Raw genomic sequence first — 12522 nt, forward strand, 5'->3', positions numbered from 1 at the left:
ATATTAAATTTCCATGTACATTATATACGCCATTATACAAAACAAAAAAAGAGCAGAAGCTCTTTTTAATAATTGTTAACTATATTTAAACGCTATAAAAACTGAATTTATTTTTTTGCCACATCATTTGGATGTTCCACGCCAATCCATGCTTTGAATAGTGCTTTTTGCTCAGGCGTTGCCTCTTTATTAGCAACTACTTTTTTAGGCTTATCAAAATCTTCTGATAATACTAATGTTAAGCTTTCAAGAGCATCGCGACGAAGATAGTCAATAGTTACTTTATCGCCTTTTTTAAACGTTTCTAAGCTGGTTTTTAAATCTTTACCTACGTGATGTTTGTTTATAGCGACAATTTTATCATCGGTAGTTAAACCTGCTTTCCACGCACTGCCACCACGGCGAACGTAACTTAACGTAAGTAACTCGCCTGTGTTTTTAGCGGTAGCATCAATGCTTGCAAGGGCTTTTGCTTTTTCAGGACGTTCAAATTTCAAGCCTACTTTAGTAAGTAAGTCGTCAAAGTTAATACTTGCAGGCGACTCAACATTTTCTTGCCACCAGCTTGAGTAATCACGCCCTGTTAAATCTTTTAAGATATTAAGTACATCTATATCTGTAAAACCAGCTGGCATTTTATGATTGTTATAAAGTGCTTTGTGTACGTCGCGATAGCTTATTTTACCTTGGCTTTTTTCTAGCAAGTCGATATCTAAAACTAATGAAAGTAATGAACCTTCTGAATAAATATTAGTGCTGTAATTACGTGCATGATCGCCACCTTGGTTAATCCATTTATCAAAGCTTGTTTCGCTTGCGCTTTGCACTTCACGGCCCGGTGTTTGTAAATGACGATTAATGGTTTTACTCATCACTTTAAAAAATTCATCTGTGGTTTCAATACCAGAGCGAACCATTAAATGATCTTCAAAATAACTTGTTGAACCCTCTGCAATCCAAAGCAGTTTAGAGTAATTCATATTAGTGTAATCGTACGGCACTAAACCTTGAGGGCGGTATGCTTTAACATTCCATGTATGAACAAACTCATGCGCAGCGGTGCTAATAAAGGCTAGGTAATCTTCGCGGCTACCAAATCTATCGCGTGGACGTTGAATAATTGTTGAGTTTAAATGCTCTGTTGCACCACCAGCACCCGACGTAGCATGTACCATAAATACATAACGTTCATACGGATAGCCATCCCAAATTACATTACCAGTGGCAACTAATTTTTTAAGATCGGTAAGCACTTGCTCTACATCGTAGTTACCATCGCCCCATATAACTAAATCGTATTCACGGCCATCTACTTCAAATGTGTGTAGTTGGTTAATACCCGTTTCGATTGGTGAATCAACAAGTACGTCGTAATCTGCTGCTTTAAATGAATTTTTGCCTTTTAAATTATCCATACCCGATACAGAGCGCCACTTTTTAGGTACCTCTAAATTAACGGTTACTGGCTCTTGGCGGAATGATTCACTAAACATAAAAAAGCCTGATGCATCTATAAATGCATGGCTGTCGTCAATGTGGCGAGCGCGCTTACCAAGCTCATTTGCATACACCTGGTAGTCAACATTAACTTCTGTTGGCTCATTAAGGTGAACACGCCATGTACTATGGTCAATTTTTTCCCATTTTAACTCTTTGCCATCTTCATCTTTAGCTTTGAAATAACGAACACCATTGGCAAGGTTTAGCATTTCATAGCGACCCGTTCGCCATGCAGGAAGTTTTATATCAAGATGTGCTTGCGCTGTTTTTGGAAACTCAACACTTACATCGCCTAAATGATGTTGTGGTTGTGAGATTTCTAAAGAATAATTTACATCGGCAAATACAGGTGCTGAACATGCAGCTAAAATAGATAGGGCTAATAACTTTTTCATAGAGACTCTTAGTGGAAACTTAATTGCCTGCAAGACTAGCAAGCCCCTATTTAAAAGTGAATTAAATACGACAAATTGCCCCGTATACGAGTTTATACGTAGTAGCTTATTAAAATTTCTAAGTTTTTTACTAGATAACTACACATAATAAAAATTTGTTGTAAACTGAAGATAATAAAATTAATTTGATGGCGGTACGCTTAGGTGTCTGAAAGATCTAATCCAACAGATAAAAAACTCAAACAAGCAATTGATGCTCGTATGGCTATTGAGAGTGCACGCAAACATCAAGTGGATATTTTGTGCGACTTTGCAGCTAAACTTTCGCTAAGCTGTAAAGGGCTTGATATTGAGTTAGATAATCGCCTTGCTAAATTTAGAAGTGCACTCAATAAAGGTATGAGCTTTGAAGACCTCTCTCCCCTTGTTAGTGAAACTTTGATATTACTTAAAAATCAAGAATCGATTCAGCAAGCTCAGCAACGTGATTTATTCAACAGTGTACAAAATGCAGGTAAACAGTTACAAAAAACTAAAGGTTTACCAGACGATACTCGCAGAGCCCTGAGAAATTTACTCGATCAAGAGATTAATAACGTTCAATCAACCCATGGTTATATTCCGCTACTTGATCAACTTATTCTCTTTTATCATGAAGCATTGCTAACTAAGCAAGACCCTCAAGCCGATAATCAGGGCCCTGTAAAACAGGCTCGTGCAAAAAAACTACTTGAGCTAGCTAACGAACTTATACTTGAAGAAGAAGCTACACTACAAATTAATAGTATAAAAAATAATATTACAGAAAGTGACACAATCGACGCATTACTCGATGTCGCGATAAAGATAATTGAAGTCGTAGTAAAAAACATTAGCAAAGAGCGCAAATCTGCACAAAGCTTTTTAGTTTCATTAAATCAAACCCTCGAAGATCTACATAATTCTATTGTCTCTACTAGTAGACACTCAGAATCGATGAGTATTGAGTTTGATTCGTTGAATAAAAGCATTGAACTAAAAATTAAAAACCTCAACGAACAAACACAAAAAGCAACGTCAATCTCATCTTTAAAAGAACTCGTAGATAACGAATTAAAATCACTAAGCGAAGATTTTCTAGCAAAAGAAAAGTTAGAACGAAAAGATAGAGAAATGCTTAGCACTAGCTTTAGTGAAATAAACAAACGAATTGTTACTTTAGAAGATAAGTTAACAACGTATAAAAAACGCTTAAACGAACAGCGCTTTAAAAGTTTACTTGATGGGCTTACAAAACTGCCTAACCGAGCTGCATTTGATGAACGTTACAATCACGAAATGCATTTGTTTAATGTGCAGCCATCAGATGTTACGCTTGCGGTTATTGATGTTGACCACTTTAAATCTATCAATGATAGATTTGGCCACACCGCAGGTGACATTACCTTACAGGTTATATCAAAAGCGTTGCAAAAATCGGTAAGAAAGTCCGATTTTATAGCGCGTTACGGCGGTGAAGAATTTGTATTGTTAATGCCAGGTGTATCGCTAGAAAACGCAACATTACCTCTGGATAAAGTAAGAAAGGTAATTAAAAATATACCTTTTAAATTTAGAGAAAAACAAATTGAGATCACTATCTCGGTAGGTGCAACTCAGTTTAAAAAAGGCGATACTCTGTTAAAGGCATTTGATAGAGCAGATGATGCTCTTTACGAGGCCAAAAACTCAGGACGAGATAGACTTTGTACCAGTAAATAATGTCATAGCCATTATAGATTTTATGACAAGTAGTTTTTTACGATTTAGCAGTAAGGAGAACGTCTATGTTAATACAGTTAAACCCAACTGGGGTTTTAGATTTACTGTCGCAATTAGAAGTTGATTTATTAGAGCAATCTTCTGCTAGTGAGCGTTATAAGTTATTTAGAAACTGCGTACTAGCAGTGCTTAATGTAGGTAGCCATACCGACGAAAGTAGCGATATATACGACAAATACAAAGATTTTGATATTCGTTTAGTAAGCCGCGAACGAGGTATTAAAATTGAGCTTGAAAACCCACCCGAAACCGCATTTGTTGATGGCGAAATAATTACCGGAATTCACGAGCATATATTTTCTGTTATTCGCGATATTTTGTTTATTTGTCAAAAATACGAAAAAGATTTAAAAGAGCAAAAAGCCATTACTCATATGGTGTTCGATATGCTCAGAAATGCAGGTGCTTTGCGTGTTAATAGCGAACCAAGTATGGTTGTTTGCTGGGGCGGACACTCAATAAACGAAGTTGAATATAAATACACAAAACAAGTAGGTTACGAACTGGGCTTACGTGGATTAAATATTTGTACTGGTTGTGGCCCTGGTGCCATGAAAGGCCCAATGAAAGGTGCCACTATTGGCCATGCAAAACAGCGCAATACCAATAACCGTTACTTAGGCCTAACAGAGCCAAGCATTATTGCTGCAGAGCCACCAAACCCTATTGTTAACGAATTAGTTATTTTACCTGACATTGAAAAGCGCCTTGAAGCTTTTATAAGAACAGCTCACGCTATTATCATTTTTCCTGGAGGCGCAGGTACTGCTGAAGAATTGCTATATTTATTAGGGATATTACTTCATCCAGATAACACCAAACAATGTTTGCCTGTTATTTTAACTGGCCCTAAAGAAAGTGAAGCGTACTTTAAAGAGCTGTGTGAATTTGTTGAAATGACGCTTGGTAAAGAAGCATTAGATAAGTTTGAAGTTATTATTGATAATCCTGAGTTAGTTGGGCAAAAGCTAAGATCGGCTATGGCCAATGTTCGTGATTACCGTAAAAGTGAAGGCGATGCCTACTACTTTAACTGGACGTTAAAAATCGATAACGATTTTCAACAACCTTTTGCACCAACACACGAAAATATGGCAAGTCTTGATTTACATCTTGATCAACCAAAGCAGTTATTAGCGGCTAATTTACGCAGAGCTTTTTCAGGTATTGTAGCTGGAAATGTAAAAGACGAAGGCGTTAAAGCCATTAAGCAAAACGGTCCATACATTTTAAGTGGCGAGCCTGCCCTTATGGAAAATATGGATACGTTATTACAAGCATTTGTTGATCAAGGCCGTATGAAACTCCCTGGCAGCAAATACATTCCGTGTTACAAAATAAAAGCATGAGTTTTATAGTTTGAAACCCCATTTACTTCTTATTGATGCGCTTAATTTAATTAGGCGCATTTACGCCGTTGACGCTAATCAAAAACATCACAGTGATGAGCAAATGATACAAACGTGCTGTGCACGTGTAGCTCATGCGTGTAAAAAGCTTTTAGATACAAGTAATGCAACCCATGCGATTGCGGTATTTGATGGTGACAAAAGCTGGCGTTATCATTTTTATAAAGACTACAAACACTCCCGTGCCCCAATGCCTCAAGTGCTAAAAGATGCCTTAGAGCACTTTAAAACCGCAATAGAAGAAACCGGTATTGTTGTATTTGAGCCTATTAACGATGAAGCCGATGACATTATTGCAACGCTTGCGTTTAAGGCATCAAATAATCAAATAGCTAATACTGTTGTCTCTACTGATAAAGGCTTTTTACCCTATATAGGCCCCTACATTACAGTTTATGATTATTTTAAAAAACTCTATTTAGATGAGACAAGTATAAAAGAGCGTTTTGGTGTTGAGCAAAATAAGCTCGTTGATTTTTGGGCTTTGGCTGGTGATAAAACAAATGATATTCCGGGAGTAAAAGGAATAGGCACTAAGTCTGCGCAGCAAATAGTTAATAACTATAATTCAATTGAGCATGCGGCCGAAGATGAGTCTCTAAGCCCGAGTATTAAAGCAAAGTTAGCCGCTAATATGGATATGTACGTAATCTCAAAGCACTTGGTTAGTTTACGCACCGATATAAATTTAGGCTTTAGTTTAAAGCAGTTAAGGCTTAATTAATCGCAAGTTAATAGCCTCTAAACATTACAAAACGTATACTATTTATTAGTTACCGGAGTTAGAGTAAACCATATTGAAAAAATTTATCCGATATTTAATCTTAGGTTTAGGGCTATATGCATTGATAGCAGCGTTGGTGATCACCTTTTATAAAGATGATCCTCAGGCTATGATTTGGCAAGACCGAGAGGCTTTCAATAAACGTTATATCGAAAAACTATCACTTGAGCAGCCAACAACACTAAATACTGTGCTTGATTATTTAGGCAGCCCCGACCTTACTTATGCCAAACGAGATGGTGAACAGGTATTTCAGATTGTTTTTTACCGTACACAGCATAAAACATCTGACGGTATAACCACTATGGATGAATGTACTGGGTTATTATTTAAAAATGGGCAGCTATTTTTATGGGGTCCTAGTGCATATAATAAATATCAAGAACAAAACTAGGTGAAGGTTTAATGGATGAAGCTGTTTCAACTACTTTAGAGCAGCTGCTTAATAATACGCAGCTGTTTTTAAGCTATTATAACAATAAACAAAAATGGACAGCCTTATACCCCATGGCAAGTAAGCTAGCTGAGCAATATAGAGTGCTCTATAGCGAACAGCCATTCGCATTACAAGCTCGTTTAACACTTTATAATCCTAATTATTCTTATGCCACCAACTTAGTTGTTAGTCAGAGTGTAATAACCGCTGCACTTTGTAAATCTCAACACTATAACAATGCCCTAAGCGAGCTATACATAGCGGCTTCACTCATTGAGCATTTATGTGTTGGAGCGCAATTAAACAAGCTCTGTGAGCAAACACCTTTTCAAGACTCTGATAAAAACATATGGAAAATGCGTCATCAGTTAGCTGCTAAAGTAATGTTATCCAGTGGCGATTCTGCCAAACCCGTTACGCAATTATTAGCTAAGTTAAGTAAATATAAACAAGCATTGGTAAGTGCTCCTAAAATAATGCTTTACGATGGGGGCATAACACTAATTGCTTTAGCAAATATTATTAGTATGAACATTACTAGTAATACGGCTAATAAACACATGAGTTTATTTAAAGCACTTACTGACTTGTACATTCGCACACCAAATTTGTTTGCACTGCAGCTAATCAAATCACTTATAGCTCATTTGGGGCCACTGCTACCGGGAAGCCGCGTTTTTTATGCCGAGCAAACCATGATTTATTTAGCGACTGATGCGCAGCAAAAACATATTTTAATTAGTACCGCTAATCCAAATAAATTGGCTTGGTTTAGCGTTAAAGCAACGCTTAACGACAACCCAAAACAATGGCATTGCGCTGATAAAACCATTAGCTTTAAAGTGTTTAACAGTGAACATGTTAAGTCAAAAAGTGTGGTTGGCGTTGATAAAGCACAGTCTTTACTTGAACTAATAAGTAATATTAAGTCACAGCACGAATATAGCTATAAAGGGCTAAACCAGCTAATGGCGGCTCACCCTCAGGTAGTTGCTAATTTATGTGAGGCAGTAAAACCTTATAATAAGGAGCATCAGGCCGCTAAAGACTTAAAGCATAGTTTATCGATGGTCGGTTATTATAATGCGCCCGCGATAATTCAAAGAGTTGTTTTTGAGCAATTAGTTAATGTTACCCCACACCCTCTACAAGCCTACGTTACTAACAGATTAAATGGTTTAGTGAAAATAATGGCCTTATTAGTCAGTAAAAATAAACACGACCAGTTTGAACACATTACATTACCTTTATATGCTTATGCTCATTTTTTATTAACGCAATGCAGTACACAGCTTTCTCGTAAAACGCTGATTGACGACACACCAAATAAAACATTGAGTGCCCCTATTTGCTCATTTTTTGGAGTAGATTCAATTAATAACGAGCAACTAACGCAACAGCTTACTCATTTATTAAGTGACAACCCATGGACAACGGCACTTTTAGAAGCAGAGCAAACACCTAAAAAACACTTAACTGATTCTCATAAACTCTGGATCACACTTAAAATTGTTGCTCAGAGTGTTTTTAAACCAGAACTTGCGCTAACAGCGTGGCAACTGCAAACATTAAACGAACAACTGAAAATACTAAATTGGCAAAACCCAACTGATTTTAATCAAAAATTAGAATCTCTCGCGTTATTTAATAGTATTTAATTTATGGGGCCCTATTTAACGTCTTTATACCCATTATAACTTTGGTGTATACCCAGTATTTCTTGTATAAACTAGCAAAATGGGTGATAAGTTGATATAAATGCGCCCTTAAATTTTCAAGCACGTTCACATAAATGATCTAACAAGCGGTTACCCTCTCAGGGTAATAATTTATGTGCAAATCAAACTCTTTAAAGGAAAAGTCAATGGCCAAACAAACCATCACAGTGATCAAAGGCGACGGCATCGGTCCGAGCATTATCGACTCAGCACTTGAAATATTAAAAGCCGCAGGTTGCGACTTTGATTATGAATTTGTTGATGCTGGCCTAGCTGCACTTGAAAAAACAGGTGAGTTACTTCCACAAGACACGGTTGATACAATAGCTAGAAACAAAATCACTCTTAAAGGCCCATTAACAACGCCTGTAGGTGAAGGTTTTACGTCTATTAACGTAACACTTCGTAAGCAATTTGGTTTATACGCTAACGTACGCCCTGTTAAATCATTTGTTGGCACTAAAGCGCGTTACGACGATATTGATATCATTACTATTCGTGAAAATACGCAAGGTATGTACTCAGGTGCAGGCCAAATAGTAAGTGAAGACGGTAATGAAGCAGAAGCAAAATCGATAATTACGCGTGAAGGCGCAGAAAAAATCGTAACTTTTGCATATGAGCTAGCGGTACGTGAAGGTCGTAAAAAAGTAACTGCTGTTCATAAAGCTAACATTTTAAAATCAACATCTGGTTTGTTTTTAAAAGTAGCACGTGAAGTAGCTGAGCGTTACCCACAAATTGAATCAAATGAAATGATTGTTGATGCAACGTGTATGAAACTGGTAATGACACCTGAAGAGTTTGACGTAATTGTTACGACTAACTTATTTGGTGATATTTTATCTGATCTTTGTGCTGGTTTAGTTGGCGGTTTAGGTATGGCTCCAGGTGCTAACATTGGTGAAGACGCTGCAATTTTTGAAGCTGTACACGGTAGTGCACCAGATATTGCTGGCAAAAACCTAGCTAACCCAACATCTGTAATTTTAGCGTCTATCCAAATGCTTGAGCATTTAGATATGGGCGATACAGCAGAGCGTATTCGTAGTGCTGTTGCTGATGTAATTAAATCAGGCGACCGTACAACTCGCGATTTAGGCGGCAGCCACGGTACAACTGATTTCACTCAATCAGTAATTGACCGTTTATAATTAATATTTGTTATTAATTTAAATAGCCCGCTAATTTAGCGGGCTTTTTTTATTTGTTAATTAAGCTTATACCAACCTGCTTATATAGTTAGTATTGAACCTAAATAAACTTAACAGTAGTAATCCTAATAAACCTGCCAATGATCCGCCACTTGAACCCGAACTACTTTGTTGCTTTTGCACTGTAAGAGATAACTCTTTAGCAAAAGTGTCATTTGTTTGAGTGTCAGTAACATTCAACGTTACACTAAATGCCCCGTCAGTTTGATAAGTATGCCTTGGGTTTTGTAAGTTTGATACCGCACTGCCATCACCAAAATCCCAACTGTAAGTATAACTATTAAAGCCGCCGGTTACTTGCGCATTAAATTGAGCGCTTAAATCATTTACTGTAACGTTTGCGTCTATGCTAAGCGGAACAGTTGCAGTTACATCAACCGCTTTAGTTTGCTCCGTGCCTTCGTTATCTGTCACTGTAAGCGTTACTTGGTAATCACCAGAGTATAAATAATTATAAGTGAGCGATTGAGTCGCTAAAGTACTTCCATCCCCTAGCTGCCAATTATAAGTATACGGTGCGACTCCACCTGTAAACGAAGCTTGAGCTGTTAATATTCCTTGGTTTATTTCATATTCAATTTCATTTACAGATAATGGCTCAGCTAATGTAACTTGAGCTACAGCTACTTGCTGTGAAGTATCATTACTTGCCATAAACTCAACGCTATAGGTGCCATAGTCTTGGTATTCATGAGTAGGCGTTAACTCTGTGCTTGAGCTACCATCGTCAAAATTCCACGTGAATTTATCCGCTGGCGTGAGTGCAAAACCTTCTACATTAAAATTAACGATTAAACCTGTTTTGGTAAAATTAATACCTTTAGTAACATCGTAATTAAGCTCTACTTCTATATCTTCACTATCAGCTGACTGGCTTATAATATTAAACCCAAAGCCAACCTGTGGAAGCACAACGCCCGATGGCTGTTGCGCTGAAAAACTATAGTCGGTTTTATCAGTAAACTCTGTAATAGCTGATAAATCATCATCACCTAACCCAGCTCGCTGTGGATATAAACTAAAAGCAGCATCACGAATTTGAATTGCTGAAGCAGCCGGAGTTTGCGTACTGCCTTTATTTATCGAGCGCTGATCAGCATCTACCACTAATGCAAAACCACTACCTGGATGCTCTGTCGTGTTGTTATCGGCTTGAGATTCATTGCTATACCACAATAATAATCCCGGTGAGTACTGCTCTGCTTGCAAACTACTGTCAACACCTGTGTATGAACGCAATTGTAAATAGTAATGTGATGGCGATGCATATGTGTAACTACCTATTTTTTCAAAGCCATTAAACTCGGTGTTAATTTGATCTTGTGCATTATTTTGCCAAATTAAGGTATCACTTTGCTCAATACGCATATCATCCACAACAAAACCATAATAATGTGTGTTCGCATCTGTTATGTATTCAATTTTTAGATCAATCATTTGCCCAGCATAAGCTGATAAATCAAACTTATGAGTTAAATAGCCGTTAGGCTGCTTAGCATCACTATTAAAAAATGAATCACCTGATATATACGGACCAATGTCACCATAGTATGGGTTTATTGCTTGCGTATAATTACTAGCAATAGGCTCCCCATTTACTTTTACCTGTACTAAATCATAGTCGCGCTCAATACTGTAATAAGCAATAAAGCTTAAAGTAAGTGCCTCAGTTGTGTTTGGTAGCGTTACTGTATTAACTAGGCTGTTACTAACATTGTCGCCCGTATTTGAATAGTATTGAAAATCGCCTTCTACTGGCGTTTTAAATTTTTCGAGTCGAGATGGCAGTGTTATTTTTATTTGGCTTTGTAGTTGTGAAGTACTCGCAGTATTAATTAATGTTTGCTGTGCGTTAGCATCTATCTCATCCATATCAAGCGTGAGCTGATTAGCCCAATTACCCTGGTATCGATTTTGTAAATATTCAAGCGCATAAGGACTAAACATAACAGGCTCTGAACCTCGTGGCGAACCTGCCCAACTTCCTGTCGACATAACTGACCAAGACGCAACAGGCTCACCTACCGTGTTAGATTGTAAGTCGTATTCATCTAATAATCCCAAGTCATGCCCAAACTCATGTACCACCACGCCAATCCCAGCATCAATTGGATTAATTGTGTAACCAAAGAGTTTAATACTGCTGCCTGCAATCTCGCTCGGCCCACTATTTTCATCAAATACATAGTAGCGGTGCGACCAAATAGCGTCGGTGCTTAGGTAACCGCCACCTGACTCCTCACCAATACTTGAATGAAAAATCATTACATGATCAATAATTCCATTAGGCTCGTTGAGGATGCCATCGCCATCAACATCATCTAAATCAGTTAAATCATAATCAGCTAAATTAATATTAAACTTTGCAACCGCCTTCTCCACAGCCTCTTTGACTAAAGCGGGCGCATTTTTATCACGCGTACTGCCTTGGCGTTCACCATATATTTTTGCATTGCTATCAGCGGTTACCCAGCCATATACCTGCCCGTTAAAGTTTAAGCTATTACCAGATGCTGCTTTATAATAATCTGCAGCCGTTGATAAGCTTTGTCCATCAGGGCCCGCATAACCTTGAGTATTAAAAAGCATTTGCTGATAGTGCTCAGTTGAATAATCAGCGTAAAACATGTCTGTGTCTTGCTCTACAAGTCGATTATCGTCATGTTTGAGGTCAGGAAAATCAATTAAGATAGCTAACACTTTTACATCATTAACGCTTTGATCAGGCACTAGCGACGTTGAAAAAGCGGCTTGTTGTTTATTTGTGTTTGAAAAATCCGTAGAGGAGGATTTAAATTGCCTAAAGCCATTTTTAATTGAGTGATTGGCAACTTCTTTGTTACTCATATATGACTTAAATGAACTATCTAACTCACTAGAGGATATTTGGTCTCTTTTTTTAAGCCAATATAAAATACGTTCTTCGTTAGTTATACCAACATCATGCGGGCTTAAATTATTAGCCGCTACCATAGGGCTTAATAGCGTAGTTAAAAGCGCAATTAACGTCACTTTTTTCACTGTTTTTTCCTCAAACATAATTATGTAGTAATCATACCTAATAATAGAAATTTAAACATGCGATAAAAACATATAGTTAACATGTGCAATAAAGGTTAATGGTCTGTCACACTCTTTTATAACTAAAATCAAACACACAACCTAAAACGCATAATTTCTGCTAGTTAACTCAGTTAAATACAGTATTTCTGAAGATTTAAATTAAAAAAAGCTACAAAACGAATTTAAAATGCAAAAAACCACTT

The 12522-nt window shown here is 37.3% G+C and carries 8 protein-coding genes; 6 read left to right on the forward strand and 2 right to left on the reverse strand.

Going from position 1 to position 12522, the window contains the following annotated elements; genetic code table 11:
- Nucleotides 1-107: 107 nt before the first annotated feature.
- Entirely contained in the window at nucleotides 108-1895 is a 1788-nt protein-coding gene (locus tag I6E85_RS07735) for a M61 family metallopeptidase (protein WP_197236784.1), read from the reverse strand.
- A 204-nt stretch (nucleotides 1896-2099) separates the two neighbouring features.
- Between I6E85_RS07735 and I6E85_RS07740 the strand changes: the two genes are divergently transcribed.
- The 6 genes from I6E85_RS07740 (at nucleotide 2100) to I6E85_RS07765 (ending at nucleotide 9196) form a co-directional block, all read left to right on the forward strand.
- Nucleotides 2100-3635, forward strand: a complete 1536-nt coding sequence (locus tag I6E85_RS07740) for a diguanylate cyclase (protein ID WP_197236785.1) — start codon at nucleotides 2100-2102, stop codon at nucleotides 3633-3635.
- A 65-nt stretch (nucleotides 3636-3700) separates the two neighbouring features.
- Nucleotides 3701-5044 carry a nucleotide 5'-monophosphate nucleosidase PpnN gene (ppnN, locus tag I6E85_RS07745; protein WP_007580678.1) on the forward strand — a complete coding sequence of 448 codons (1344 nt, stop codon included), beginning with the start codon at nucleotides 3701-3703 and terminating at the stop codon, nucleotides 5042-5044.
- Between the two features lie 10 nt (nucleotides 5045-5054).
- A complete protein-coding gene (gene xni, locus I6E85_RS07750) occupies nucleotides 5055-5828 on the forward strand; it encodes a flap endonuclease Xni (protein ID WP_024609155.1) in 774 nt (257 codons plus the stop codon).
- A 70-nt stretch (nucleotides 5829-5898) separates the two neighbouring features.
- A complete protein-coding gene (locus tag I6E85_RS07755; protein WP_024591078.1) occupies nucleotides 5899-6282 on the forward strand; it encodes a DUF3192 domain-containing protein in 384 nt (127 codons plus the stop codon).
- A gap of 11 nt (nucleotides 6283-6293) precedes the next feature.
- On the forward strand, nucleotides 6294-7982 hold the full coding sequence (locus tag I6E85_RS07760; protein WP_197236786.1) for a hypothetical protein: 1689 nt from the start codon (nucleotides 6294-6296) through the stop codon (nucleotides 7980-7982).
- Between the two features lie 206 nt (nucleotides 7983-8188).
- A complete protein-coding gene (locus I6E85_RS07765; RefSeq protein ID WP_007580684.1) occupies nucleotides 8189-9196 on the forward strand; it encodes an isocitrate dehydrogenase in 1008 nt (335 codons plus the stop codon).
- 66 nt (nucleotides 9197-9262) lie between these two features.
- Here the strand turns inward: I6E85_RS07765 and I6E85_RS07770 are convergent, their stop codons facing one another.
- Entirely contained in the window at nucleotides 9263-12277 is a 3015-nt protein-coding gene (locus I6E85_RS07770; protein WP_197236787.1) for an immune inhibitor A domain-containing protein, read from the reverse strand.
- Nucleotides 12278-12522: the final 245 nt, after the last annotated feature.

Origin of the sequence: Pseudoalteromonas sp. NZS71 (assembly GCF_015864715.1) — a bacterium.
Lineage (GTDB): Bacteria > Pseudomonadota > Gammaproteobacteria > Enterobacterales > Alteromonadaceae > Pseudoalteromonas > Pseudoalteromonas arctica.